The organism is Bradyrhizobium sp. AUGA SZCCT0158, from assembly GCF_018130065.1.
In the GTDB taxonomy this organism is placed as follows: domain Bacteria; phylum Pseudomonadota; class Alphaproteobacteria; order Rhizobiales; family Xanthobacteraceae; genus Bradyrhizobium.
In genome coordinates, this window is record NZ_JAFCME010000016.1 from 125,433 (window position 1) to 150,331 (window position 24,899).

At 62.2% G+C, this 24,899-nt stretch carries 24 protein-coding genes, 2 tRNA genes and 1 pseudogene; 7 read left to right on the forward strand and 20 right to left on the reverse strand.

Going from position 1 to position 24,899, the window contains the following annotated elements:
- Window positions 1-10 precede the first annotated feature (10 nt).
- Window positions 11-244, reverse strand: a complete 234-nt coding sequence (gene gpW / locus JQ574_RS22835; protein ID WP_212383932.1) for a gpW family head-tail joining protein — start codon at window positions 242-244, stop codon at window positions 11-13.
- Window positions 245-490: 246 nt separating this feature from the next.
- Here gpW and JQ574_RS22840 point away from each other — a divergent pair, with 246 nt between their 5' ends.
- Window positions 491-1,465: an ABC transporter substrate-binding protein gene (locus JQ574_RS22840; RefSeq protein WP_212383933.1), complete on the forward strand. Its 975-nt coding sequence runs from the start codon at window positions 491-493 to the stop codon at window positions 1,463-1,465.
- A 95-nt stretch (window positions 1,466-1,560) separates the two neighbouring features.
- Here JQ574_RS22840 and JQ574_RS22845 read toward each other — a convergent pair whose 3' ends face one another.
- The 7 genes from JQ574_RS22845 to JQ574_RS22875 all read right to left on the reverse strand — a co-directional run bounded on the left by JQ574_RS22845 (window position 1,561) and on the right by JQ574_RS22875 (window position 9,244).
- Window positions 1,561-3,708, reverse strand: coding sequence for a terminase gpA endonuclease subunit (locus JQ574_RS22845; RefSeq protein WP_212383934.1), 2,148 nt, complete (start codon window positions 3,706-3,708; stop codon window positions 1,561-1,563).
- Window positions 3,686-4,342, reverse strand: a complete 657-nt coding sequence (locus JQ574_RS22850) for a helix-turn-helix domain-containing protein (protein ID WP_212383935.1) — start codon at window positions 4,340-4,342, stop codon at window positions 3,686-3,688. The genes JQ574_RS22845 and JQ574_RS22850 overlap by 23 nt, the downstream gene beginning before the upstream one ends.
- Before the next feature lie 336 nt (window positions 4,343-4,678).
- A complete protein-coding gene (locus JQ574_RS22855) occupies window positions 4,679-5,041 on the reverse strand; it encodes a nucleotidyltransferase family protein (RefSeq protein ID WP_212383936.1) in 363 nt (120 codons plus the stop codon).
- Window positions 5,042-5,085: 44 nt separating this feature from the next.
- Window positions 5,086-5,730, reverse strand: a complete 645-nt coding sequence (locus JQ574_RS22860; RefSeq protein WP_212383937.1) for a transcription termination/antitermination protein NusG — start codon at window positions 5,728-5,730, stop codon at window positions 5,086-5,088.
- A gap of 13 nt (window positions 5,731-5,743) precedes the next feature.
- Window positions 5,744-6,976: a hypothetical protein gene (locus tag JQ574_RS22865; protein ID WP_212383938.1), complete on the reverse strand. Its 1,233-nt coding sequence runs from the start codon at window positions 6,974-6,976 to the stop codon at window positions 5,744-5,746.
- Window positions 6,977-7,088: 112 nt separating this feature from the next.
- Window positions 7,089-8,855 carry an SNF2-related protein gene (locus JQ574_RS22870; RefSeq protein ID WP_212383939.1) on the reverse strand — a complete coding sequence of 589 codons (1,767 nt, stop codon included), beginning with the start codon at window positions 8,853-8,855 and terminating at the stop codon, window positions 7,089-7,091.
- A complete protein-coding gene (locus JQ574_RS22875) occupies window positions 8,852-9,244 on the reverse strand; it encodes a hypothetical protein (protein ID WP_212383940.1) in 393 nt (130 codons plus the stop codon). Before JQ574_RS22875 ends, JQ574_RS22870 begins: the two co-directional genes overlap by 4 nt.
- A 47-nt stretch (window positions 9,245-9,291) precedes the next feature.
- On the opposite strand from JQ574_RS22875, the gene JQ574_RS22880 reads away from it, so the two are divergent.
- On the forward strand, window positions 9,292-10,020 hold the full coding sequence (locus JQ574_RS22880; protein WP_212383941.1) for a hypothetical protein: 729 nt from the start codon (window positions 9,292-9,294) through the stop codon (window positions 10,018-10,020).
- A 14-nt stretch (window positions 10,021-10,034) separates the two neighbouring features.
- On the opposite strand, the gene JQ574_RS22885 is transcribed toward JQ574_RS22880, so the two are convergent.
- Genes JQ574_RS22885 through JQ574_RS22900 form a run of 4 tightly spaced genes read right to left on the reverse strand, consistent with a single transcriptional unit; the run spans window position 10,035 to window position 12,111 of the window.
- Complete coding sequence (locus JQ574_RS22885; RefSeq protein ID WP_212383942.1) at window positions 10,035-10,331, reverse strand: DUF2312 domain-containing protein; 297 nt, start codon at window positions 10,329-10,331, stop codon at window positions 10,035-10,037.
- Between the two features lie 49 nt (window positions 10,332-10,380).
- Window positions 10,381-10,590 carry a hypothetical protein gene (locus tag JQ574_RS22890; RefSeq protein ID WP_212383943.1) on the reverse strand — a complete coding sequence of 70 codons (210 nt, stop codon included), beginning with the start codon at window positions 10,588-10,590 and terminating at the stop codon, window positions 10,381-10,383.
- Window positions 10,583-11,056 (reverse strand): ASCH domain-containing protein, encoded by a 474-nt coding sequence (locus tag JQ574_RS22895; RefSeq protein WP_212383944.1) that lies wholly within the window; start codon window positions 11,054-11,056, stop codon window positions 10,583-10,585. The genes JQ574_RS22890 and JQ574_RS22895 overlap by 8 nt, the downstream gene beginning before the upstream one ends.
- Window positions 11,053-12,111 (reverse strand): DNA methyltransferase, encoded by a 1,059-nt coding sequence (locus JQ574_RS22900; protein ID WP_212383945.1) that lies wholly within the window; start codon window positions 12,109-12,111, stop codon window positions 11,053-11,055. The genes JQ574_RS22895 and JQ574_RS22900 overlap by 4 nt, the downstream gene beginning before the upstream one ends.
- A gap of 96 nt (window positions 12,112-12,207) precedes the next feature.
- On the opposite strand from JQ574_RS22900, the gene JQ574_RS22905 reads away from it, so the two are divergent.
- On the forward strand, window positions 12,208-12,408 hold the full coding sequence (locus JQ574_RS22905) for a hypothetical protein (protein ID WP_212383946.1): 201 nt from the start codon (window positions 12,208-12,210) through the stop codon (window positions 12,406-12,408).
- Between the two features lie 40 nt (window positions 12,409-12,448).
- On the forward strand, window positions 12,449-13,804 hold the full coding sequence (locus JQ574_RS22910; RefSeq protein WP_212383947.1) for a hypothetical protein: 1,356 nt from the start codon (window positions 12,449-12,451) through the stop codon (window positions 13,802-13,804).
- 364 nt (window positions 13,805-14,168) lie between these two features.
- On the opposite strand, the gene JQ574_RS22915 is transcribed toward JQ574_RS22910, so the two are convergent.
- Window positions 14,169-14,245 (reverse strand) — tRNA-Asp (locus tag JQ574_RS22915).
- Between the two features lie 227 nt (window positions 14,246-14,472).
- Between JQ574_RS22915 and JQ574_RS22920 the strand changes: the two genes are divergently transcribed.
- The 3 genes from JQ574_RS22920 (at window position 14,473) to JQ574_RS22930 (ending at window position 16,412) form a co-directional block, all read left to right on the forward strand.
- Window positions 14,473-14,772: an HU family DNA-binding protein gene (locus JQ574_RS22920; RefSeq protein ID WP_212208117.1), complete on the forward strand. Its 300-nt coding sequence runs from the start codon at window positions 14,473-14,475 to the stop codon at window positions 14,770-14,772.
- Window positions 14,773-14,876: 104 nt separating this feature from the next.
- Complete coding sequence (gene pepT, locus JQ574_RS22925) at window positions 14,877-16,133, forward strand: peptidase T (protein WP_212208118.1); 1,257 nt, start codon at window positions 14,877-14,879, stop codon at window positions 16,131-16,133.
- Between the two features lie 111 nt (window positions 16,134-16,244).
- Window positions 16,245-16,412: a hypothetical protein gene (locus JQ574_RS22930; protein ID WP_212208119.1), complete on the forward strand. Its 168-nt coding sequence runs from the start codon at window positions 16,245-16,247 to the stop codon at window positions 16,410-16,412.
- 61 nt (window positions 16,413-16,473) lie between these two features.
- Here JQ574_RS22930 and JQ574_RS22935 read toward each other — a convergent pair whose 3' ends face one another.
- From JQ574_RS22935 to tig, 7 genes and pseudogenes are all read right to left on the reverse strand, one after another.
- The gene (locus JQ574_RS22935) at window positions 16,474-17,334 is read right to left on the reverse strand and encodes a class I SAM-dependent methyltransferase (RefSeq protein ID WP_212208241.1); all 861 of its coding nucleotides are present in this window, start codon (window positions 17,332-17,334) and stop codon (window positions 16,474-16,476) included.
- A gap of 110 nt (window positions 17,335-17,444) precedes the next feature.
- Window positions 17,445-17,521, reverse strand: a tRNA-Val gene (locus JQ574_RS22940).
- 52 nt (window positions 17,522-17,573) lie between these two features.
- Window positions 17,574-17,974, reverse strand: a pseudogene (locus JQ574_RS22945) (GFA family protein).
- Between the two features lie 104 nt (window positions 17,975-18,078).
- Window positions 18,079-20,502 carry an endopeptidase La gene (lon, locus tag JQ574_RS22950; protein WP_212208120.1) on the reverse strand — a complete coding sequence of 808 codons (2,424 nt, stop codon included), beginning with the start codon at window positions 20,500-20,502 and terminating at the stop codon, window positions 18,079-18,081.
- Window positions 20,503-20,824: 322 nt separating this feature from the next.
- Window positions 20,825-22,099, reverse strand: coding sequence for an ATP-dependent Clp protease ATP-binding subunit ClpX (clpX, locus tag JQ574_RS22955; RefSeq protein ID WP_027537232.1), 1,275 nt, complete (start codon window positions 22,097-22,099; stop codon window positions 20,825-20,827).
- Between the two features lie 429 nt (window positions 22,100-22,528).
- A complete protein-coding gene (locus JQ574_RS22960; RefSeq protein WP_212001188.1) occupies window positions 22,529-23,164 on the reverse strand; it encodes an ATP-dependent Clp protease proteolytic subunit in 636 nt (211 codons plus the stop codon).
- 250 nt (window positions 23,165-23,414) lie between these two features.
- The gene (gene tig / locus JQ574_RS22965; RefSeq protein ID WP_212208121.1) at window positions 23,415-24,776 is read right to left on the reverse strand and encodes a trigger factor; all 1,362 of its coding nucleotides are present in this window, start codon (window positions 24,774-24,776) and stop codon (window positions 23,415-23,417) included.
- Window positions 24,777-24,899 lie beyond the last annotated feature (123 nt).

A 24,899-nucleotide genomic window follows, 5' to 3' on the forward strand; every position in this document is an offset into this window, starting at 1 on the left:
GATTGTCCGTTCAAAAGCCGAAATAGATCGGGCGCGAGACCTTGCGCACGTCGCCATCGAGGCCGCCGATCTGGGCACGCAGCGACGCGATGTAGGCATCGAGCTTGTCGATGTCGGTCCGCGCGTAGGTGACTTCGTTCTGGCCGTTGTACTTCACGGTCGCGGCCAGCGAGCCGGTCAGCAGCTTGTGCTTCGCGGCTTCCGCCTCCGTCAGCCAGCCCTGCAGTGTGTCGAGATCGGCCATGAGTTCGTCCGTTTTAAACTTCGGGGATCGCAAGCTCTTGATCACTCTGCCGGCTCCGCCCGTGGCCGATGTCCGGTCGCCAGGTCAAGCGGACAATCAAACGACGTTCTGACTTCCGAAATTAACCCATTTCGGACATCGGACTGATCCGCCTGTGAGGCCGGCGCTTGCCCATTTCCTCCTCGCAAGTGGTTCGAGGCTGCTATAGATTAGCAATTGCGCAAGGCACCTTTTGGGGGTGGTCACATGAGACGGCGCGAATTCATCACGCTCATCGGTGGTGTGGCGACATGGCCACTAGCGGCGCGCGCGCAGAAATCCGGCAAGATCTGGCGGATTGGCTACGTCGGTACCGGAGGATTGGGCGATCAGTTGTTTCATGCTTTTACGCAGAAGCTCGACGCTCTTGGTCATACTCAAGGGAAGAGCATCCTCGTAAACCGTTTGAATGTGCCGCCGCAGTCGAAGGCAATCGAAGCCGCCATCACCAGGCTGATTCCCGAATCCGATATTCTCGTCGTATGGGGTACTATTGGTGGAGCAGCAGCAAAGGCCATGACATCTACCGTCCCCACAGTATTTCTGTCAGTCGGCGCCCCTGTCGACATTGGATTAGTTCAAAGTCTCTCTCATCCCGGCGGCAACATGACAGGGGTTACGTTTGAAGCGGCGACAGACACCTATGCAAAGCGCCTGCAGATGCTGAAGGAGGTCGTGCCGACTCTCGAACGGGTCGCTGTTCTAGGTGCGCAGGGCGATCCGAATGTTTCGTTCGGCATGGCGTCGCTGGAGAAGGCCGCCCCCGCGATGAATGTCGAATTGATGTCAGTTTATGTCGAGTCTGCAGATGGTCTACCCTCCGCATTTGATCAAATGCAGCGAAGTCGCGTCAGCGGTTTGATCGTGGTTGCGGGCCTACTCACCTCCATAAACTCAAAAATGATCGCGGAGCTCTCTCTTGCCCATCGCCTGCCGTCTTGCCACGGGTTCAGGGAATCGGTTGTGGCAGGAGGCCTGGTCAGCTTGGGGCCGGACCTTTTTGCGATAGTGAGGCAAGGCGCGGTTTATCTTGACAAGATTATTCGCGGAGCCAAGCCCGCCGACCTCCCTGTCGAACAACCAGATCGATACGAGATTTACATCAATCTCAAAACTGCCAGAGCATTAGGTCTCGAAGTCCCAGCACCACTTCTTGCCCGCGCTGACGGGGTGATTGAATAGCTCTCCTCTTTGCTGCTGTGCATGAGACCGCTATTGCACTTTTCGGACCTCCCTAGCACCGTCGGCGATGTCGGTTCTCGAAGGAAAAGTGGTCTCTAGAGATAGGGATTATCCGCGACCGTCACCGGCGGGCGCGGCAGCGCGGACTTGCGGTTGATCTCCGCCAGCGCCTTGACGGGCACGGGGGGCGGCGTTTCGGCACCGGCCACTCCGGCGTCGGCATCGTCATTGACGGGCGCGACCGCGGCGGCGGTCGACGCCGCATGATCGAACAGATCCGGCGCTAGCGGCGCTGACAGCTGCGCCAGTTCGGCGGCGCGATCGGCCCATTTCTTGTCGGACCATGCCCACAGCCCCGCGTGATGCGTCAGTGCCATGTTGTAGACCCGGCAATCGAGCCAGTGGTTCGGACCCTTGCGGGCCCAGATACGCTCCGGGCCGTCCTTGCCAATCTCGGTTTTGACGTACTCGCTCGACATGTGCCGGAAATACTCTTCCGGCGTATCCGACGGCCAATGGCAGTAGCCGTTCGGAAAACCGGATTTGTTTTCCTTCGGCACCCGCGCCAGGTAGATCATCAGCGCGGCCTTCAGGCCGTAGGTGCCGATCAGCCAGATCCGAACGCCAAACTTTTTAGAGCGGCCCGCCTGCGGGCCGGAATGCTTCACCTCGGCGGCCTTGGCGCCGAAGATCGCAGGCTTCGACCAGCCGTCCTCACCCTTGATCGCCAGCGCGTTGTGCCGCCGCTTCACCCAAGGCGCGACCGCGTTGATGTTGAAGCCGCTGTCGACCGCGATCAGGTCGTCGCCGAGCCGGGCGCCCGATGCAAGCCGGAAGCCGCGATCGACGATGGCATCCAGTTTCGGCCAGGCGCCCTCGAAGGCCGTGTCGGTGGTGCCGGAGAGAAAGCCGCAACCGATCAGCGCGCTTTCCTTGTTCGGTCCCCAGCCGACGCGCTCCCAATAAAGCCCGTCGCCCTGGACGTCGACCGCCATCGTGAAATACAGCGCCCAGTGCGGTGCCGTGCCGAGATGCCAGTCCGGCTCGCGCCGGGCCGACATCTCCTCCCATTTCGGCCCCTCGCCCTTGGCCTCGTAAGACCGGCCGAGCGCCGCGTTCTGGAACGGTTTCTGCAGCTCCGGATCCTCGCCGGCCTCCGCTTCCTGCCGCGCGATCTCATCCCATGTTTCGAACGACGTGATCTCGCCGGTCTGCGAGTAGGAGTGGTCCAGCCGCGCTTCGTGCGGCGCGCGCCAAGCTGCGGCCTCATCCCGGTGCATCGTCAGCGGCGGCACCACGCCGTCGGCATCGGGAACGGTCGGAATCCAGCAGGCGCCGCGCGCAAGCGATTTCATTTCCGGCTTGTCGGCGTCGATGTGCTCGGTCTTGCACGACGGACAGAACCAACGGCAGCGGTACGGCGGCGTCTTGTTCTTCTGGATGTCCTCCCAGCGGACATCCGTGATCATGCCGCAGTCGTCGTTCTTGCACGCCATGTAAAAGCGGCGCTGGTCGCTCGCCATGTAGTCGCGGTCGATGTCCGCGCCCTTCATGACCGGCGTCGAGATATCCAGCACCTTGGCGAGTCCGAACCGGCGATAGGTCTTCAGCCGCTTGTCGGACAGGCTCTTCGGATCGCCCTCACCCTCCGCGTTGTCGGTCCATGCGGATCGATCGTCGCGAACCATGAAGCGGATCGAATGTTGCCGCAACGTGGCGGCGGAATTCGCGCCGGCGAACAGGATGTAGCCGCCCTTGAAGCGCAGCCGGTTCGCGGTCGACCCTTCGCCGGATCGCGACTTCTGGGTCGAGACGACGCCGCCCTTCAGCGGGTTCAGCACGTCGGTGACCGCGATCGTCGGATCGAGCTTTTCGACCCGCCAGTCCTTTGCCGCGCTCACCGTCGGTCCGACATACATGCCCGGGCCAGGCGTCTTGTGCGCGAGGTAGCCGATCCAGTTGCAGGCGACCTCCGATCCGCCCGACTGCGCGCACTTCACATGGATGACGTTCTCGCAAGGATCATCCGGCGAGAGGCGGTCCATGATCTCAACCAGCTCCGGCGCAACGTCGTTGCTCCAGGGACCCGGCAGAACAGATGCCTCGGCGGAGACGACGCGCTCTTCGGCGGCCCATTCCGAAACCCGCTTGCGCGGATCAGGCCGCAGCGCGGTCGCCGCGGTCGTTTCGACGATGTGCCCGTTCGCCTTGATCCGCGCATCACTGTACTCGCGCAGGTTCAACTTCCGGTTCCTCTACACCGTCGCCGGAATCATCATCCTCCGGCTTGTCCAGGTCGCCAGCGAGCGCATCGAGCAGTTTCCTGACTTCCTCATCGAGGATGAGCCGCGCGGCGCGTTCATCGATGGCGTTCGCCACCCGCGGCGCGCAGATCGATGGCAGTGACAGAAGGCGGTCGCGCAATCGCCGGAACACGTTGAACGTCCGGTTTTCGATGTCGGCGCGATCGCAAGTTCGCTCCAGCCGTTCCTCGAGGTCGAGGCGATCGTTCTCCGCCTGGTAGGCGGCGCTGGTTTCCTTGTGGAGCAGGTAGCCCTTCGATTTGGGCTGCCCCTCTCCCGTCGTCTGCGCCGCGGGCGGCGAGGCATCGGCAGTGGCGACCTCGAGGCCGGGATTGCGCAGCGCCTGCGCCGGATCGGTCGTCTCGCCGATCGCCCGGTCGTACGCCACGCGGTTGACCAGGATTTCGGAACCGGGGCCCGGCTTGGTTTCGAGCAGCCCGCCGTCAACCAGACGCTTCACCCGCTTCGAAACGCCCTGCTTCGACTTGCCCTTGATCTCCGCCAGCTTCGATATCGAAACCCAGACCTCGGCGATCTCGCCCGGCGCGCCGCCGTCAACCGGTTGACCCCGCACCGTCAACTCCCGTCAACCCCGTCAACCCTGCGAAAAAACATCAAAACTGCAAAAATCCCGGAATGGACTGACCCGCGAAGCAACTTAATCGTGGGAAGGACCCAGAGGCCCCCGCCCATCAAATGGCGAGCGGCCTCGTCGGATGCCGCGAGGCCGCTCCCAAGTCTAGGGAGGAAACGCCCAAGGAGGGCAGCGATAGCGCACGATCATAGCTAGATGCACCTGCCGCGACGTGTCACGGTTGAGGGAGGGACACCAGACGAGGAAAGAAACGCTGCCGCACAACCTATGTGCTTAGAAACGACAAAGGCCCGACACGTTGCCGTGTCGGGCCTGTTACATCGATCTGGACCAGAGCCTTATCCCAAACTCGCGTGGATCGAACGGGGTGTCATTGTCGATGTCATCTCGCATGGCAACCAGACTGACATCCGTTTTCACAATGGCCCTTAGCTCATCCTTCCAGTCCTCAAACAGAAATACATAGTCGCCCAGCGCCCAGTCGTGATTGCCCTTCTTGGGGCACAGCTCAATCGCAATATCGTGATCGCTGTCCGGCCGATTGCTGCCTTTTGCCCGACTACCAAAAAGCCACAAGGAGAAGATCGCGCTCTTGCTTGATGCCCAGTCCCGCAAACGATCCAACGTTTCCGGTGGTAGATCCATCGATATGGCGCGCTTCGCACTTTGCGTGGCCAACGGGGTGGCTGCAAGGGTGGCTGTTTGGGGTGGCTGGCTGAAGGCTACGCTTTGGAGACCTGCCAGTATTCCAGTTCGACGGGTGTAGCGCGTCCGAATATCTGCACCGCTACCTTGATTCGCATGCTGGCGTCCATCTTCTCGATCGGCACGTCGAGCCCTTCCTCGACTATGCCGGGGAAAGAAGCGAACGGCCCGTGATTCACGACGACACTCTCGCCGACATCGAAGAACACCCGCAGACTGTCGGACGTGGTGACCGGCGAACCCACACGCTCCCTCACCCGCGAGATCAGTTCATCCGGCATCCAGATCGGCAAGCCCTTCTGGCCCATAAGCCCGACGCCCGCATAGTCGAAGGCCTCGCGCCAGCCGCGGACAGCGATGTCAAAGCGGGTGAACACGTACCGAGGGAAAACAGCGGACTCGCGCGGCTGCATCACGGTGAGCCCAGATCGCCGCTGCGCTGCCGACATCGCGCGCCTTGGCATCGGCTTCATCTGAATCACGGTCGGATAGTACGTCTCCAGCTTATAGCGAACGAAGGCGTCAAGCACCTGCTGGTCGCTGTTGCGGAGGCATTGCACGATGTACCATTTCGGTCCGGGTGCTTCGCGGGCAGCCTTCCGTTCGGCAGCGCGACGCTCCGCCTCAATCCGACCAAGGCCCGTCCTGTCGTATTCCCTCATCAGCATAGTTCCCTCACCTGTGACCTTCGCTCGCGAGAGCGTCGATATCGTCATCTGTCATCACCGGGCCGTCGGCTGCCGGCGAAAGCGTTCCGTCCTTGCGTGGTGGCCATGGCCAGGGTGCCTGCGCGCCTTCCGACAATCGGCGCCGCGCGACCTGCACGCCCTCGCCGATCAGCCCCTCCCATGCAGCCGCTTGCTGCCGGCCGAGCCTCGCCCATTCGGCGCGAGGCGGCGCATCGGCGAGCGCCAGGAGGCGCGGCGTGATCGGATTGGCGTAGAAAACCGCGCCGCCGCGGCATTTGACGCTTCGGAAGAAATCGCCTTGACCTGCGATTTCCCAAAGCATCGCGATGGCCCGGCCCTCGCGGCTACTGGCGGCGAACGTGTTGCTGACGACCGGCGTGCCAGCCTCGGTCGGTGCGTAGGCCAGCCACTGCGACCAGCCGGACACCTCGCGCAGGAATGTCTGCGCGCTGACGATCGCCGGTTCCTTGCGTTGCCGACCGATCCACTCGAAGTAACCCTTGGCGGCTGCGATGGCCTCGCCGAGCTTTTCGGTCGGGATGTGATCCCACACCCGTTGCGCGACCGACGGCCGTTCGATCGGCCGAAGCCAAACCTTTTGAAATTCCGCGAAGCCCGGACCGGCCGCCCCCCCGGAGGGGGGTAGGGGGGAGTCTTTGGAAAAAGGTTTGGAATCCTTATGCAGTCTCAGGACTGGGAATGATCCAGTCTCAGCGCTGGGAACGGGCGCATCGGTTTCGCCAGTCTCTGCGGGAGACTGGGGCGCGATCGTCGTTTCGGACGCTTGCGAACCGCTGATATCGTTGCCGTTTTCGCCACCCTCGCCGAGGTCGTCATGCTCAGTCCCCACGGGGGACTGGTTTTCCGCCGAACCCTTTGCAAAGATTGCGTTGTAGCGTTCCTCATCCTCCGGCAAATCGATATCGAAGGAGACGTTCATGTTGAGCTTGAACGTCGGGCGCCGCGAGCCGTCGGCGAGCACTTGCATCGCCCGCTCGCCGAGCCCCAGCCCCATCAACGTGTTGAGGTGCCGGAACAGGCTGGACTTCGGCAGACGGGTCCGATCACTGAGATAGACCCACCAGTGTTCCCTGCCCGGCCATTTGACGAACGCCTCCCCGTTCGGATCGGCGCAGTTCGCCAGCACCAGCAGCACGATCTGCTCATAGGATTTCTTGAGCTTCTGCTTATTTGCCCAAGTAACGGCTTCCCAGCTCACTTCTGCACCTGTGGATATCTCGGAAAACGGGGACGCGCGCGGGCAAAACCGGCCTCGCGAGGCGACGACATGCTGCCGAAGTGGCAGGCTGCGATTGTGGAAAAGTCCGGCCTCATGGCGGGTTTTCCGGCGAAGAAGGCGGCGCGCCCCCGCGCTCCAGATATTGTCGCGCCAGCGCCTTGATCCGGCTGTCGTCGGTCGCGGCCTGCGTCACGCCGCGCTTGGGATCGACGATGCCGTGCGCCTGGCTGGCCTTCAGACCCTGCAACGCTGCGATGACGGGGTCGGAGCCGCCGTCGGCGACGATGTAGATTTCCGTGATCGGATCCTTGCGCGCGTGCGGACGCAGGCGGCCGGCGAGCTGCTTGTGCACCTCGCGCGACCAGTCGAGCTCGCCGTGCACCACGGTCGAACAGCGATGCTGCAGCCCGTCGAGGCCCGCGCCCGATCGCAGGCTCATGATGATCAGGTCGGTCTCGCCGGACATGAAGGCGCGCTTGACCGCGTCCTTCTGTTTTGGCGTCTCCGATCCCGTGTAGAGCTGCGGGTTGAACTCCTTCAGCTCCTCGAGCCAGATGTCATAGACGTCGCGGTGCCAGCCGCCGAGGATGACCGGCGTCTTGGCCTCCAAGAGGATGCGCACGAACGCCGCGACATGCCGCGCCTTGGCGACGCCGGTGACGCGGCGGGCGAACATGTCGAGCTCCCGCGCAGCCTGTCCGCGCTCGCTGAACGATCCCTGCATAACTTTAAGCGCCAGTGCCCGCGCAAACGCCTCATCGGCCGCCGCCACCTCTTCGTCATAGGGCACGTCATGGATGACGCGGTTCGGCGGCGGGCCCTTGCCGACCTCGCGCAGCAAGAGGTTGATGTCGTAAAGATGCGCGCCGAGCGCGGCGGCATCGTTGACGATCATCTTGCCGTTGTCGGACGTACACCACTCGCGAATGAACTCGTCACGCGAACCGAGCACGCCCGGCTCGATGATGTCGACGATGTTGAACATCTCGCCGCCATAGCCAAAGACCGGCGTCGCCGAGAGACCAATGCGCAGGCCTGCATTATCAGCGAACACCTTGGCCGAACCGCCCTTCAGCGTGCCGATGCCGTGACGGATCTCCTGCACCTCGTCAAAGATCACCGATCGAAACCGCCCCGTTGCGGCTACATCGGTCCAGCCGAAGATGTTGGTGTATTTGAAGATGTAGCAGTCGACGACCGGCAGCACGTAGTACCCCGTCCCCTGAATGACGTGCGAGGTCAGCGTGGTGAACTGCTGGATGAAGTCGCGCTGCCACTGGATGGCGAGCTGCGGCTGCACGATGATCGCGACGGGCAGAAAGCGCGGGTCCATCACGCTGGCGATCGCCGCCAGCGTCTTGCCGAGCCCGACATCGTCGGCGACGATCAGCCGGCCGAGCCGCCGCGCCACCTCGACCGCGCGGGCCTGGTTGGCGCGCAGCGCAAAACCGTCGCGCAGCTGCGCCAGCTCGCCCGCCGGCGTCCAGTCCGGCTGCAGCACCTGGTGCACTTCGCTGCGGATGCGCTCGAACCGCACCCGGCCCTCGCATAGAAGCTGGCGATCCTCCGCCGAGCAGACCAGCGGATAGCGCGACAAAAACCATTCCAGTTCGGCGCGCGCCTCGTCATTGTCGGCGAAACCAAAAAGCCCGACCTGCGTCAGCGAGATGCGCGGGAAGATGCGCTTGACGCGGATGGCGACCTGCGGCTCCAGCCCCGATATCACCCAGCGCCGCGCATGCGCCTGATATTCCAGCCGCCCATAGGTGCGCTCGACGTCGGCTCCGTCACGCCAGGCGTTCTGTTCCGCCCAGCTCAGCAGGTCGTCGCCCTGCGAATGGTGGAGGTGCGCGCTCACATCCACCCCCTCGCCAGGAAGGCGATCGAGGTGAACTTGCCGGCGATCTCGCGCGGCAGGTTCATCGGCACATTGGTCGCCAGCAGGATCTCGCCGACCGCGTCATGCTGGGCATAGCGCTCCAGCTGTCGAAAGATGGCCCGCCGCGAGCCACCGATCTTGACCTCGACCGCGATGCCGGCGGCGTCCGGCACCACATCCTCAACCATGAAATCGACGATGTCGCGCGCGTCGAGCCGCACTTCCCGGCGGAAGCGCATACCCGCCGTCTCGAACACGGCAGCCATCTCGGCCTGCAGCTGCTTTTCATCCGACAGCGACAGGCGATGCCGTTGCAGCAGGCCGATGATGTGTGCGCTCTGGCGCAAAGGTGCCTGTTCGGGCGTCATGCAGCCACCCCCTCGACAGGTCCGATCCAATCCGTCAGGTTGCGCGGATGAAAAACACGCTTCCCGGGTTGACCCCGTTCTGGCTGCTGGCGCGTACCTTGGTGCTCAGCATCTTTGCTGTCACCGCGATTCCGCTGGTCCTCTCGGTGGAAAAGGTCAAATTGAATGACTGGATCGGATTTGCGGGGAACGTGGTCGGAGCGATCGTCACACTGGCCGCAGCTACCGTAGCCTGGTTTGCAGTCCAGCGACAAATTGCGGCCGCGAAAGAACTGGCGGAACGCCAGGAAGTCGCCCTGCTCGATCTCGTCGCTACAGAACTCTTGCCATTTGCCCAAATGTACGCCTTGGCTTGGCGCGCTCTGGACATCGCCGCCGCGCAAGACGCCCCGGCCATGGAACGAGGGCTCGGCCTCGTTCAAACCATCGTTCCCTTTCGGCAGTACTTCGACGAAAAAATGACTGAGATCGCGCCCTTTTCCCAAGGGCTGCACCCGCTCAAGCGATGGCAGCTGCAAGAGATTGAGCGCAGCGGAAAATTGCTCGGCCGTTACTACGGCAGGGAAGACGAAGACATTAGACCCGTCCGGCCCGCACTCGATGTAATGATGGCGCGCGCAAGGTTCACTCTTTTCGCCAGTGCACTGGAAGCTTTCGACGCCCGATTTGTGCCGGTCTTTGCAGACCGAACCCGAAGTGAATTCAACGAAGAGAGTGACGCCGAACAGCTTCGCCCCCTTGTGGATCAGTATGAGGCGACCGGTTACGTTGGCTGATCCGTTGCGCACAGCTACAGCATCCCCAGCGCTTGCATGTACGTCTCGACGATCGTCTCGACCTCGTCGTGCGCCGCCTTCTGCGGCCCATCCATGCGGCGCAGCCGGACGATCCGGCGCAGCGCCTTGGTGTCGTAGCCGTTGCCCTTCGCCTCGGCGTAGACATCCTTGATGTCGTCGGAAGTGGTCTTCTTCTCCTCCTCCAGCCGCTCGATCCGATCCACGATCGCCTTCAGTTGATCCTTGGCGAACCGGGCCGACGCCTGTTCCCGCTGCCCGTCAATGCCGGTATTGCTCGCATGCGCCTGCATGGCGACCCTCCACTTCCTTCGATTTCAGATGACGCAACACGCAACACACTCAACGCGGTTCGATCTTCCAGCCGGCGTCATGGACCGACTTCAGGACCAGCTGCACGACCGTGCCGTTGGGATCCTGCAGGCCGCCCGGCGCCCATCGCGCGACCGACAGCGCGATCGCGATGGCTTCCGCCGGATCGACCAGCGGCCCGGCGCGCGGCTTGCGGGCATCAATCGCAGCCTGGTCGATGGTGACGACAGGGCTAGCCACCGCTAACCTCCTTCGCCGCCGCGATCTGTTCGGCGACGACTTCGCACGGCACGCTGAACATGCTCTGCCGCCCGCGATAAGGGATCGGGCGCGGGAACACCCAGTAGGTACTGCGGCGCCAACCGAACCGGCCGTCATCGAAGTTGCCGCAGGCATTGTCGGTCCGCTGTTCGTCGGTCCAGCGGAAGCCCGCGACGATCTTTTCTGTCGGAATCACGTCGACCAGATCGACCATGCCTATGATCGCGCCGTAGCGAAGCCTGGACTGCCATTGATCGCCGAACGTTGCCGAGAGGATTCCGAGCAGGTCCTCATCCAAATCAGTCACCAGCTTCTTTGCCGCATGGACCAGAAGCTTCCCGCGGTGCGGGGTTTTCCAATGCCGGGTTTCATGCCGCTTGTTCGGTGTCAGCCAGAGCGAGGCCCACGGCTGCCACATCGAGATCGCTTTGATGACGTCGGTCACTCTGCGGCTCCATCAAGTCTGTCGCTGGGCGTATTGGCGGCGTCAAACGTCGCGAGGTCGAACAGCTGCGGCGTCGTCATCTTTTCTTCCGCCATGTGCAGATAGTGCACGCCGTCGAGGAAGTAGCTGGCGGAAAGTTCGGTCGCGGCCCCGCGGCGCTTCTTCAGCAGCGCACGGTACGGCACGGTCATCAGCCCGCCGAACGGATCGAAGACGAGATCGCCTTCGTTGGAATAGCGCTCGATCAGGCGGTCGACGATGTCGAACTGCAGCGGACACAGATGCATCTCCGCGCCCTTGCGCTGTTGTAGCATGTTGAGCGTGCGCATCCGGTTGACGTCGCTCCATACCTCAGGATGCTTGGAGCCAGGCGCGATCGACATGAACGTCGTCGGCAGCGTCCCGGTGCGCTCCAGCGCCTCGCCGATCGCGACATGCGCCTCGTAGTCGTAGGTGCGTTCGGTCGACGTCTTCGCAAACAGCCGCGCCATATCGCCAGGGCCTACGCTAGCGAACTCTTCCGGCGTCAGGTGCCGGTTGCCGCTCGATTTCCAGAACGCATGGGCGTCGATCTGCCATCGCGCGCGGGTATAGTCGTCCTTCGACTTGACGACCGGCACGTCGGCATAGCTCTTCGAGCGGTTCGACTGAGGCTTGCGAAGGAGCAAAATGTATTCCGGCATGCCGCAGCCCATCTTGGTGCCGTCTTTTGCGTTTTCGCTCCAGCCCAGCCGATAGGTCTGGTTGTTTTCGCGCACGACGTCGGTCACGACCGTGATCATGCCCATGTACTGGAAGCCGTGCGCCCGGTAATGCATGATCGCCTCGGCGTGGAACGGCTCGACCGTCGGCACGCCCTGCCCGGTGACGGCGCCGAACAGCACGCGGTCCTTGACGTGGATGCAGGCCAGCCGGCCGGGCTTGAGCATCCGCAGCAGTTCGGTCGACAGGAAATCCATCTGCGACCAGAAATGCGCATTGTCGTCGCTATGACCGAAATCCCGGTAGCTCGCCGAGTATTCGTATTGCTTGCCGAACGGGATCGAGGACACCATCAGGTCGACCGAGTTCTCCGGCCAGGTCCGGCACTCCGCGACCGCGTCGTTATTAATGGCGATGAACCGCTCGCCTTAGCACCAGGGGCCAGAGGCGTGAAACAAAACCCCTACACCCAGCGCGCGATCGAGCGCGCCATCCGGGCCGCCCTCGCCGCCGGCTTGCGGGTCACCGGCGTGCAGCCGGACGGCACCGTGCTGACCGACGGGCGGGAAAACACGGCCAGCCCCGGCCGGCCGGACTTGACAGGAAAGCCAAAGCTCCGCGACGCTCGTGAGAAGCTGGGTGTCCACTAGATCGCGCCCAGCATTGTTGTGCGTGCCTTGCGGGGACCAGGTGGGCAAGGACAAGATCAGGTATTTCCTCTATCTCAACGGCCGCTGGCGCTGGCGGCCGACAAAGGCCATGAAGGCGCACGGCTTTGGCCTGACGACCTTCGGACCAGGCGGACCCGGCATCGATTCCGAGGGCCATCCGAAAGCCAGCGTCGAGGATCAGCAGCGCGCGATTGAACTCAATCGCGCGTGGGACCATGTCCGCAGCGGACAGCCCTCAGTGCCCGCCAGAACGACGCTGAAGCACTTTCCGGAAGGCAGCGTCGGCGACGGCTATCAGCGCGCCATGGCGCTGCGCAAGGCCGGGCGGGTCGCGAAGGGCGTCATCTGGACCAATGAACAGGAAAAGCGCGACGGCTGGCCGCGCGCCTGGAAATGGATCGAGCCGAAATTCGCCGATTGCGACCCACGCACGATCGAGCCGGAACACTTTTTGCGGCTGGACCCTGTCACGGGCGCGGCGTTAGGCCTTGTCCCGGAGATCGAAGCAGCGGTTTCCGTCACCGAGCGGCACATGGTGATCAAGGTCTGGCGCGCGCTGTGGAAAAAAATGGCCGCAATGAAATATTGCGACCTCGATGCGGATCCGGCCAAATCGTTTGCCAACACACCACCGCAGCCGCGCGATCAAATCTGGCTGCGTTGGGAAGTGCTGCGCCTGGTTCAGGTGGCATGGCGCCACGAATATTACGGCCTCGCCGCGCTGATGGCGATCGCATGGGACAGCCAGCTGTCGCCGGTCGACAACCGATCTCTGACGCTGGCGCAGGCGCGCCGGGATCCTGCCGGCGTCTATTTCGCGATCGAGCGCACCAAGACCGACAAGGCCGCGGCTGCGACGCTGACGCAATGGTCGCTGGCGATCCTGATAGCCTACCTGAAGCGGTTCGGCGTCGAACTGATGGACAACACGCCGCTGTTCTGGACCCGTGGCGGCCGGCCGGTGTCACGCAATGGGGCCACCGGACAATGGGGCGGCGATCACGGCGGCGGCCGTCACATCGCGCCGCGCCCCTACACCAAGAGCTCGCTCAACCAGGACTTCCGCGCCGTCCGGGAACTTGCTTTCGGCAAACAGGAAAAGCGCCAGCTGCAGGACATGCGCCGCTCAGGCGCAGTCGAGGGCGACGCCGGCGGCGCCACGATCGAGGATCAATCGAACAAGATGGCCAACACGGTCGACCGCAACAAACAGCTGCGCAAGACCTACAACCCGGTCAACGTCGCCAGCGTGCGGCGCTTCGACCAGGCGCGGGTGATCGGGGCAAAGAAACTGGAGGCCGAACAAAATGCGGCCGAAAGTGTCACATTGACGTCCCTTGTGACACTTTTGAAATCGAAAGAGGCGCCCAACTGAGACGCACTTCGGCAAGGGTCAAATCGGCCTTGTTACACAACCCTTGTAAGCACTGTGGCGAGCAATGCGGTGCTTAGGATCGCAACGGCGAGACAGACACGCGCTGCGATTGAATAGGAGTGGATATGGGGCTGTGAGGTCATGGCGCTCTCCCATCTAAGCAGGCGGGAGCGCTATCGGTCTCTCAGCCACCGACGCCTACGGCAAAGGCTTGGCCGGTGATGCCAGACAACGGGTCAAGACGACCGGGGTTCCTAATTCGGGCCAACCCGGCTAGCCGAACAAAAAGCGACCGAAAGTGTCACATTGACGTCCCTTGTGACACTTCTGAGATCGGGAACTTAGCCTAAGTCTTTGAAAAGACTGGCGCGAGAGACGGGACTCGAACCCGCGGCCTCCGCCGTGACAGGGCGGCGCTCTAACCAACTGAGCTACTCCCGCGGATGCGTAATCACGTCTTGATCCGCGCAGAAGCGAGGACTTAAAGGCCCTCCTTGTTTTAGTCAAGGACGTTGCGAATCCCCTTGTCAAATGGGCCTTTTTGCGATGCCGATGCGAATAATGGCCTATTTGCAGGCAAAACAGCGTAGGCACCCGCCTCCCGAATCGTTTAAGGCCTGATACGCCTAAGTTTCCGTAAAGCCATTCATCACCGAGGAGGGCCGAATATGGCGAAGAAAGCAGCGACTCCGGCGACGATCACGCTGAAGCATCTGGCAGCGGCTATCGCCGAGGACCAGGAATTGTCCAAGAAGCAGGCTGAATCGATTCTGAGCGACATGGTCACCATGATCACCAAGCACCTGAAGAAGGGCGAGCGCATCCGTATCGTCGGTCTCGGCATTCTCCAGGTTCGCAAGCGCGCCGCCCGCATGGGCCGCAACCCCGCCACGGGCGAAGCGATCCAGATCAAGGCCAGCAAGAAGGTTGCCTTCCGCGCGGCCAAGGAACTCAAGGAAGCCGTTTAAGTCACGGTACTTCCGATCCGAAATTCAAGCGCCGTTCCGGGGGCCCGGAATGGCGCTTTTCTGTTATAGAGCGCCGTCATTTCTCAAATCCGGTTGCGGTTGTCATGCTGGCTTCGCCCCTCGCCTTTACCCACGGTGTTACCGAGCGCTTCCTGCGCTATGTCCTGATCGACACCCAGTCGGATCCGGCCTCGCCGACCTGCCCTTCCACCGAAAAGCAAAGAGACCTCGGTCGCGTGCTCGCGGCCGAACTCAAGGCAATGGGCCTCTCCGACGCCCATCTCGACGAGCACGGCTATGTCTACGCCACCATTCCGGCCAACACCGACAAGCAGGTGCCGGTAATCTGCTTCTGCTCGCACATGGACACCTCGCCGGATTGCAGCGGCAAGGACGTCAAGCCGCAGATCGTGCGCAATTACAGTGGCGGCGACATCGTGCTGCCGGGGGATACGACGCAGGTGATTCGATTCGCCGATCATCCGGCGCTTGCCGACCAGATCGGCAACGACATCGTCACGACGGACGGCACCACGCTATTGGGCGCCGACAACAAGGCCGGTCTTGCCGAGATCATGGATGCCGCGCAGTTCCTGATCGACAATCCGCAAGTCAAGCACGGCACCATCAAGATCCTGTTCACGCCGGACGAAGAGATCGGCCGCGGCGTCGACAAGGTCGATCTGAAAAAGCTCGGCGCCGACTTCGGCTACACGATGGATGGCGAGACCGCGGGGAATATCGAGGACGAGACGTTTTCGGCCGACGGCGCCACCATCACTATCGAGGGCGTCAGCACCCATCCCGGCTTTGCCAAGGGCAGGATGGAGCACGCCATCAAGATCGCCGCCGCCATCGTCGATCGCCTGCCGAAAGACACCTGCTCGCCGGAGACCACCGAAGGCAAGCAAGGTTTCCTGCATCCGATCGGCATTTCCGGTGCGCTTGAGAAAGCGACTATCGGCTTCATCGTGCGCGATTTCACCGATGAGGGCCTGAAGGAAAAAGAAGCGCTGCTGGAGGGCATCGTCAGGGACGTGATGAAGGACTATCCGCGCTCGACCTACCGGATGGAGGTCAAGCACCAGTATCGCAACATGAAGCAGGTGATCGACCGCCACCCCGAAATCGTCACGTACGCGATCGAGGCGATCCGCCGCGCCGGCCTGACGCCGGTGCGCTCATCGATCCGCGGCGGCACCGACGGCTCGCGGCTGTCGTTCATGGGACTGCCCTGCCCCAACATCTTTGCCGGCGAACACGCCTTCCACTCGCGGCTTGAATGGGTCAGCGTCCAGGACATGGAGAAAGCCGTGCAGACCATCGTCCATCTGGCGATGATCTGGGAAGAAAAGGCCTAGCTGACGCGCGGGAGCGATCGTGTGAAAATCAGAAGTTCGATTTGTGTTGTGTGGTTGTTCGCGTTTGGTGCAGCGCCTTCCCTGGCGCAAACCTCAGCCGAGAAAGTCACCGTGAGCTCCCTGCTTGCGCAGGACTACGCAATCGCCGGGACCTCGGCGCCGGCGAGCGGCGGCGCCGGACTGTTTCTGCGCAAGGGTCCAAAACTCTATTTCTGCTTCGTTTCCGAGACCCGGCAATCGGCAACGGTTGCGACGGAATATTGCAAGCCGGTCGAGTAGCGGGGCCCGGACACAAATCGCGACAACCCCATGCAAAGACATGGGGCGCAGCTAGCGGTATTCAGGTAGCGCGCGCGGTGACGATCCAGATCGAACCGGGAAGCACCACCGTGTCGCCCTTGGCGAGCGGTGCCAGCGCTTCGCGGAGCGAGTTGATCGCCGCGTCGCGGAGTTCGGCCGGCTGGCCTTCCAGCGCGCGATGGGTGGGGCCGATTTCGAGGGCGCCCTGCACCGCCGCATCGAGGCCGCCTCCGATCGCGATATCCATCGAAAGTGGACATGCCTCCATCGCGATGCCGGTGAAGCCGGCGCCGCCGAGTATCCGGTGCACGCGCTCTTCGGAGGCGAACGCGAACGGGCCCGGATCTTCAGGTCCCTGCGGCGGCAGTTTCGGCACGTGTTTGTAGACCGCCTGCAGCGGCGCGATCATCCAGGGGTTTTCGCGCGGCTCGCGCCAGCAGGCGAAGGCCAGCCGCCCCGAAGGCTTCAGCGCCTTGCGCATGTTCGCAAACGACACCACCGGATCGGCAAAGAACATCACCCCGAAGCGCGAAACCAGCAGATCAAAACTTGCGGGATCGAACGGGTAGACGGTGGCGTCCGCCTGAACGAAATCAACCGGCAAACCCTGCGGCGCACTCGCCCGCGCCCGCGCCAGCATCGGACCTGATATGTCGACGCCCAACGCATGACCTGATGGAGCAACCTTTTGCGCGAAGCCGATCGTCGTGACTCCGCTGCCGCACCCGATATCGATGACCCGTTCGCCGGTCCTGGGCCTTGCGCGATCGATCACAAGATCGGCGACGGGTCCGAGCAGAATGTCTTGCGCCTGTTGCCGGTCAGCCCAGCGCTGCCCGGCGGGACCGTTCCAGTAGGCGATCTGGTCGGCGTTTTGTTCGTGCCCGGTCGGGGATTCCATGTGGGGAATACTCATTGTTGGTCCGCCTTCGCTCTACGAGCTACGGCGCGACAGCCTTTGCGCTTCGCACCCTGGCTGGCTTGCCCAGCCGTAGCGCGAAGCGCGAAGGCTGGTAGGCGGCGACGGATTCGAACCGCCGACCCTCTCGGTGTAAACGAGATGCTCTAACCAGCTGAGCTAGCCGCCCTCAGGCCCCGTGTTTAGCCCTGCCCGCCCCTTTGGCGCAAGGTCGGATCCAGTCAATCCATTGGGCGCACCGGCAACCCCTTGAGGTCGTGGATCCAAGGCGCGGCGGAGCGGCACCAGATTTGCCGCGCCGGCTTTAATTGATCGCGCTGGCGAATGCTGCCCCAGCGGATGCCCCAATCATCTGGCCCGCCGTCGCCGCGGTGAACAGCGGGGAACCACATTCCGCACAGAAATGCTGAAACCGGGTTCGGCCATTGTCGCCGGTCTTGGCGTAGATTTTCGGCGTCCCGCTGGTCAAGCGGACCTGGTCGGCGGAACAGATCACCGTCACCCGGTACGGCGAGCCCGTCAGGGTCTGGCAATCGGTGCAGTGACAGATCGACACTTTTCCAGGATCGATGTCGGCCTGATACCCCACGCGCCCGCAATGGCATTGCCCGTCGATTTTCATGACAGTTCAACGCCGCTTGCCGGGCCCGGTTCACGGTGAACCACAAACGGCACAAACAAAACGGCGCCCGAAGGCGCCGTTCTCTCATCTTGCAAATCGTTCGATCAGTGAGCGGTCAGGCCACCGGCTTCGTCCGTGGCGTCGGATTTGACCGGCACCTTGGTGTCCTCTTCCCACACGATCGCCACCGGAGGGCGCACCAGCGCCTTGGCGACGACGTCATCAAGCCGGGCGACCGGGATGATGTCCATGCCGCCCTTGATCGCATCGGAAATCTCCGTGAGATCCTTGGCGTTGTCCTCGGGGATGAACACCGTCTTGATGCCGCCACGGGCGGCCGCGAGCAGCTTCTCCTTCAGGCCGCCGATCGGCAGCACCCGCCCTCGCAGCGTGATCTCGCCGGTCATGGCGACATCGTGCCGGACCGGAATGCCGGTCATGACCGAGATGATGGCGGTCGCCATCGCGACACCCGCCGACGGTCCGTCCTTCGGGGTTGCGCCCTCGGGAACGTGGACGTGGATGTCACGCCGGTCGAACAGCGGCGGCTCAATGCCGTAGTTGATCGACCGCGAGCGGACGTAGGACGCCGCCGCCGAGATCGACTCCTTCATGACGTCGCGCAGGTTGCCGGTCACCGTCATCTTGCCCTTGCCGGGCATCATGACGCCTTCGATGGTGAGCAGCTCGCCACCGACATCGGTCCAGGCCAGGCCTGTCACGATGCCGACCTGAGGCTCGCTCTCGATCTCGCCGTAGCGGTACTTCGGCACACCCAGGAATTCCTCGAGGGACTTCTCGGTGACCTTGACCGACTTCTTCTTGGAGATCATCAGCTCCTTCACCGCCTTGCGGGCGAGTGTGGAGAGCTCACGCTCCAGGTTACGCACGCCCGCCTCGCGGGTGTAGCGGCGGATCATCAAGAGCAGCGCATCGTCGTCGATCGACCATTCCTTGGAATCGAGGCCATGCTTGGAGATGGCGTTCGGGATCAGATGCTTGCGCGCGATCTCGACCTTCTCGTTCTCGGTGTAGCCGGCGATCCGGATGATCTCCATGCGGTCCATCAGCGGTCCCGGAATATTCAGCGTATTCGCGGTCGTGATGAACATGACGTTCGACAGATCGTAGTCGACCTCCAGATAGTGGTCGGCGAACGTGCCGTTCTGCTCCGGATCCAGCACCTCAAGCAGCGCCGACGACGGATCGCCGCGGAAATCGGCGCCCATCTTGTCGATTTCGTCGAGCAGGAACAACGGATTCGAGGACTTCGCCTTCCGCATCGACTGAATGATCTTGCCAGGCATCGAGCCGATATAGGTGCGGCGATGACCGCGGATCTCGGCCTCGTCGCGCACGCCGCCAAGCGACACGCGCACGAACTCGCGCCCCGTCGCCTTCGCGATCGACTTGCCGAGCGAGGTCTTGCCGACGCCGGGAGGTCCGACCAGACACAGGATCGGTCCGGTCAGCTTGTTGGCGCGCGACTGCACCGCCAGATACTCGACGATGCGGTCCTTGACCTTCTCAAGCCCGTAATGGTCGCTGTCCAGGACCGCCTGCGCGGCGACCAGGTCCTTCTTGACCTTGGACTTCTTGTTCCACGGGATCGACAGCAGCCAGTCGAGATAGTTGCGCACGACGGTGGCTTCCGCGGACATCGGCGACATCTGGCGCAGCTTCTTCAATTCGTGCTGCGCCTTCTCCCGCGCTTCCTTGGAGAGCTTGGTCTTGGCAATCTTCTCTTCCAGATCGGCGAGCTCGTCGCGACCTTCGTCGTCGCCGAGTTCCTTCTGGATCGCCTTCATCTGCTCGTTCAGGTAATACTCGCGCTGGGTCTTCTCCATCTGGCGCTTGACGCGCGAGCGGATGCGCTTCTCGACCTGCAGCACCGAGATCTCGCTCTCCATCAGCCCCAGCACCTTCTCCAGGCGCTGCGTGACGGACAACGTCTCCAGGATGCCCTGGCGATCGGCGATCTTGACGGCGAGATGCTGGGCGACCTGATCGCTCAGCTTGGCGAAATCGGTGATCGCCTGAACCACGCCGACGACTTCGGCGGAGATCTTCTTGTTCAGCTTCACATAGCTTTCGAAGTCGGACACCACCGAACGCGCGAGCGCCTCGGCCTCGACGGAGGTCGCATCGGTATCGGCGAGCGCAACGGCGGTTGCTTCGTAATATTCGCTGCGGTCGGAATATTTCTGGACGCGTGCGCGCTCCAAGCCTTCGACCAGCACCTTGACGGTGCCGTCGGGCAATTTGAGCAGCTGCAGGACGCTGGCGAGCGTGCCGACTTCGTAGATCGAATCCGGGCTCGGATCATCGTCGGAGGCGTTCTTCTGCGTGGCGAGCAGGATCAACGCATCGTTCTTCATCACCTCTTCGAGCGCGCGGATCGACTTCTCGCGGCCGACGAACAGAGGCACGATCATGTGCGGGAATACGACGATGTCGCGGAGCGGCAGCACCGGATAAGAGTGGCTTTCGCCGTGAACGATAGATGGCCGGGGTTTGGCTGAAGTCATAGCCTAATTCCTTTTGTTGTGCCCCCTTGCACGCAGTCCGCTCTTTGTGCGCAACCGCCACAAGGTGCCGGGAGGTTCCGGGGCTGCAAGCCACCTTCGCAGCCTGTTTTTCCGGATCGTTTGGCGACGAATCTCAGGCATGAGCTTCGCCACCGAGAGCATTAGGTGGCTATCGGGTACGGGGGTGTCAAGTCACGAAAAATGCCCGTCAAATGGGGCTAAACGCGAAGGATTGCTGCGCAACAACTACGCCGCTGTGGCCGCCGGAATGTCCCGGCAGCCGTCCTGTTTGGGACAGAAATCCATCCCCGACCAGGGCCTATCAGGCGCTGGCGCTGCTCTCGACGGCGCGGTCGGAACGGTCCGCGTAGATGTAGAGCGGACGGGCAGTTCCCTCGACCACTTCGCGCGAGATCACCACCTCTTCGACGCCTTCCAGACCCGGAAGATCGAACATGGTCTCGAGCAGGATGCTTTCGAGGATCGAACGCAAGCCCCGCGCGCCGGTCTTGCGCTCGATCGCCTTGCGGGCGACCGCGCCAAGCGCCTCGTCGGCGAAGGTGAGTTCGATATTCTCCATTTCGAACAGCCGCTGGTACTGCTTGACCAGCGCGTTCTTCGGATCGGTCAGGATCTTCTTAAGCGAAGCCTCATCCAGATCTTCCAGCGTCGCGACGACAGGCAAGCGGCCGACGAATTCCGGGATCAGGCCGTACTTCAAGAGATCTTCCGGCTCGACATGGCGGAAGATTTCGCCGGTGCGGCGGTCTTCCGGCGCCAGAACCTGCGCTGCGAAACCGATCGAGGTTGAACGGCCGCGTGCGGAGATGATCTTCTCGAGCCCAGAGAAGGCGCCGCCGCAGATGAACAGGATGTTCGTGGTGTCGACCTGCAGGAATTCCTGCTGCGGATGCTTGCGGCCGCCCTGCGGAGGCACGGAGGCGACGGTGCCTTCCATGATCTTCAACAGCGCCTGCTGCACGCCCTCGCCCGAAACATCGCGGGTGATCGACGGATTGTCGGACTTTCGGCTGATCTTGTCGATTTCGTCGATATAGACGATGCCGCGCTGCGCGCGCTCGACATTGTAGTCGGCCGACTGCAGCAGCTTCAGGATGATGTTCTCGACGTCCTCACCGACATAGCCGGCTTCGGTCAGCGTGGTCGCATCCGCCATCGTGAACGGCACGTCGAGAATCCGCGCCAGCGTCTGCGCCAGCAGCGTCTTGCCCGAACCGGTCGGACCGATCAGCAGGATGTTCGACTTCGCGAGTTCAACGTCGTTGTGCTTGGTCTGGTGATTGAGCCGCTTGTAGTGATTGTGGACAGCGACCGAGAGCACCTTCTTGGCGTGGCTCTGGCCAATCACGTAGTCGTCCAGCACCTTGCAGATTTCCTTCGGCGTCGGAATGCCGTCGCGCGACTTCACCAGCGAGGACTTGTTCTCCTCACGGATGATGTCCATGCAGAGCTCAACGCATTCGTCGCAGATGAATACGGTGGGTCCCGCGATCAGTTTGCGGACCTCATGCTGGCTCTTGCCACAGAACGAGCAATACAGCGTGTTCTTGGAGTCGCTCGTGCCGACCTTACTCATTCTATTCTCCGTCCGCCGTTCGATCCCGTCACTCGATCGACCCATTCCGGTACCAAGCCGGACCTGAAAGTAGATAGAGCAAATTCCGTACCAAAAAAGACCTTAACTCAATACGCGTCGTTCGAATCACGGTTTACTCGAATCCCCGAGATCCTACCCGATCCCTCACAGCCAACCATGCTGACACCCGACTATCAAGAATTCGCTAACCGGGCACGGAGCGGACACCGTGACAATACCGTGATTTTCGGCCTTCGCACGTGGAGAAGTTGCCGAAATCACCCAAGCGTTGCGCGATTACCACGCTGCCAAACCAGCACGAAAGCGGAACTTTCTGCCTACGTTCGGGTATAGACAGCCGCTTAGAGCGTAATTTGCCGATTGGGCCCACCTGTCAAGGTCAACGCGTGGGTACCTCCACCCGTTACCTTACGGGGTCTTGGTCATCGCCGGCTCTTCCGGACGCTTATCCATCACCTTGTCGACAATACCGAAGTCCTTGGCCATGTCGGCGGTCAGGAATTTGTCGCGCTCCAGCGCATCCTCGATCGCCTTGTAGGTCTGGCCGGTGTGCTTCACGTAGATTTCGTTGAGCCGCTTCTTGAGATTCAAGATCTCCTGCGCGTGCAGCATGATGTCGGTGGCCTGGCCCTGGAAGCCGCCTGAGGGTTGATGCACCATGATGCGCGAATTCGGCAGCGAGAAGCGCATGTCCTTGTGGCCGGCCGCCAGCAGCAGCGAGCCCATCGAGGCCGCCTGCCCGGTGCACAGCGTCGTCACCGGCGGACGGATGAACTGCATGGTGTCGTAGATCGCCAGGCCCGATGTCACCACGCCGCCGGGCGAGTTGATGTACATCGAGATTTCCTTCTTCGGATTCTCGGCTTCAAGGAACAACAGCTGCGCGACCGTCAGCGTCGCCATGCCATCCTCGACCGGACCGGTCAGGAAGATGATGCGCTCCTTCAGCAGGCGCGAGAAAATGTCGTAAGCGCGTTCACCGCGGTTGGTCTGCTCGACCACCATCGGAACAAGGTTCATGTAGGTTTCAACGGGATCGCGCATGTATCACCTAAAGGGTTGGCGGGGGCGAACATCCAGCGGCAACCAGACTTGATTTGCCAGAAGTGGACGAACGTCCCGTGATGCAGGACTTCACAGACAGAACTCAGATATGAGCCAATTCCCCGGCGACAAGGCCGGACAATGGCGGGCTGAGCTAGACGAGTTCAAACTGATTCGCAGCCGAACTCATAGCGACGGATGCCGGAGCCCCGCCGCTTTCGCCGTTCATCATTAACATCAGGTGCCGGGATTAAGCGGCAGTTTTCTCAGCGTCCTCATCCTTGAACAGGTCTTCACGCGAAACCTTCTTTTCGGTCACGTTGGCGAGCTCGAGGATGAAATCGACCACCTTGTCTTCATAAATCGGCGCACGAAGCTGGGCCAGCGCATTGGCGTTGTTGCGATAGTAGTCCCAGACTTCCTTCTCGCGGCCCGGCATCGACCGCGCCCGCTCGATTACGGCGCGGCTGACTTCGTCGTCGGTGACGGTGATCTTGTTCTTCTCGCCGATCTCCGAAAGCACGAGGCCGAGGCGGACCCGGCGGTCGGCGATCTTCTGGTACTCTTCCTTGGCGGCGTCCTCGGTGGTGTTCTCGTCGGCAAAGGTCTTGCCGCTCGATTCCATCTCGGCCTTGATCGAGTTCCACATTAGATTGAACTCTTCAGCGATCAGCGACGGCGGCGCTTCGAATTTGTGGCTCTCGTCGAGACGGTCGAGCAGCGCGCGCTTGACGCGCTGGCGCGTCGCACCGGCAAACTCAGCGACCAGGCGCTCGCGCGCGGCTTCCTTCAGCTTGTCGAGCGATTCCAGACCGAGCGTCTTGGCGAACTCGTCATCGACGGTGGTCTCGCCCGGGGCTTCAATGGCGGTGGCGGTGGTTTCGAACTCGGCGGGCTGGCCGGCGAGCTTTTCGCTAGCGTAGTTCTTCGGGAAGGAAACCTTCAGGTTACGGGTCTCGCCCGCGCCGATGCCGATCAACTGCTCTTCAAAGCCCGGAATGAACTGGCCGGTGCCGATCACGACCTGGATGCCCTCGCCGGTACCACCCTCGAACGGCGTACCGTCGATACGGCCGGTGAAGTTGATGGTGACGCGATCGCCGTTCTCGGCCTTCGCGCCTTCGCTCTTGGCGTTATAGGGGCGGCTCTGGTCGGCGATGCGCTTGATGGCGTCATCGACATCGCTGTCGGACACGTCGACGACCGGCTTCTCGACGGTAAAGCTCTTGAAGTCGGCGAGCTGGATCGTCGGCACCACCTCGATCGCTACCGTGTAGGTGAGATCGCTCTTGCCGGAGAGGAGTTCCTCGACCTCTTTTTCCTCGGTCGGCATCGTGATCTTCGGTTCGGTCGCAAGGCGGAAGCCGCGATCGGTGAATATCTGCGTGTTAGTGTCGCGGATGGTCTGGTCGATGGTCTCGGCCATGACAGAGCGGCCATAGACCTTCTTCAGGTGACTCACCGGCACCTTGCCGGGACGGAAGCCGTTGAGCTTCACCTTGTCCTTGAGATCGATCAGCTTGGCGCCGGCCTTGGCATCGAGATCCGATGCGGGAACGCTGATCTTGAACTCGTGCTTCAATCCCTCGACGAGGGTTTCGGTGACCTGCATGGCGTCAATCTTCTTCCGTTTCGGCAGGGCCTGATGGCCCCGACATTGTCAATTGGATCGACGCGGGGCCCTTAAAGCCTGCGCCGGTGGTTCGGCTGACCCAACTCCCCAACCGGGGAAACA

Bases quoted from the DNA above. Each gene is read 5' to 3' on its own strand.
- JQ574_RS22875 (WP_212383940.1), bottom strand. From the start codon at position 9,244: ATGACGCCCGAACAGGCACCTTTGCGCCAGAGCGCACACATCATCGGC.
- lon (WP_212208120.1), bottom strand. From the start codon at position 20,502: ATGACTTCAGCCAAACCCCGGCCATCTATCGTTCACGGCGAAAGCCAC.
- JQ574_RS22885 (WP_212383942.1), bottom strand. From the start codon at position 10,331: ATGCAGGCGCATGCGAGCAATACCGGCATTGACGGGCAGCGGGAACAG.
- JQ574_RS22960 (WP_212001188.1), bottom strand. From the start codon at position 23,164: ATGCGCGATCCCGTTGAAACCTACATGAACCTTGTTCCGATGGTGGTC.
- JQ574_RS22860 (WP_212383937.1), bottom strand. From the start codon at position 5,730: ATGAGGGAATACGACAGGACGGGCCTTGGTCGGATTGAGGCGGAGCGT.
- JQ574_RS22900 (WP_212383945.1), bottom strand. From the start codon at position 12,111: ATGGTGTCCTCGATCCCGTTCGGCAAGCAATACGAATACTCGGCGAGC.
- JQ574_RS22935 (WP_212208241.1), bottom strand. From the start codon at position 17,334: ATGGAATCCCCGACCGGGCACGAACAAAACGCCGACCAGATCGCCTAC.
- JQ574_RS22840 (WP_212383933.1), top strand. From the start codon at position 491: ATGAGACGGCGCGAATTCATCACGCTCATCGGTGGTGTGGCGACATGG.
- JQ574_RS22880 (WP_212383941.1), top strand. From the start codon at position 9,292: ATGAAAAACACGCTTCCCGGGTTGACCCCGTTCTGGCTGCTGGCGCGT.
- JQ574_RS22920 (WP_212208117.1), top strand. From the start codon at position 14,473: ATGGCGAAGAAAGCAGCGACTCCGGCGACGATCACGCTGAAGCATCTG.
- pepT (WP_212208118.1), top strand. From the start codon at position 14,877: ATGCTGGCTTCGCCCCTCGCCTTTACCCACGGTGTTACCGAGCGCTTC.
- tig (WP_212208121.1), bottom strand. From the start codon at position 24,776: ATGCAGGTCACCGAAACCCTCGTCGAGGGATTGAAGCACGAGTTCAAG.
- gpW (WP_212383932.1), bottom strand. From the start codon at position 244: ATGGCCGATCTCGACACACTGCAGGGCTGGCTGACGGAGGCGGAAGCC.
- clpX (WP_027537232.1), bottom strand. From the start codon at position 22,099: ATGAGTAAGGTCGGCACGAGCGACTCCAAGAACACGCTGTATTGCTCG.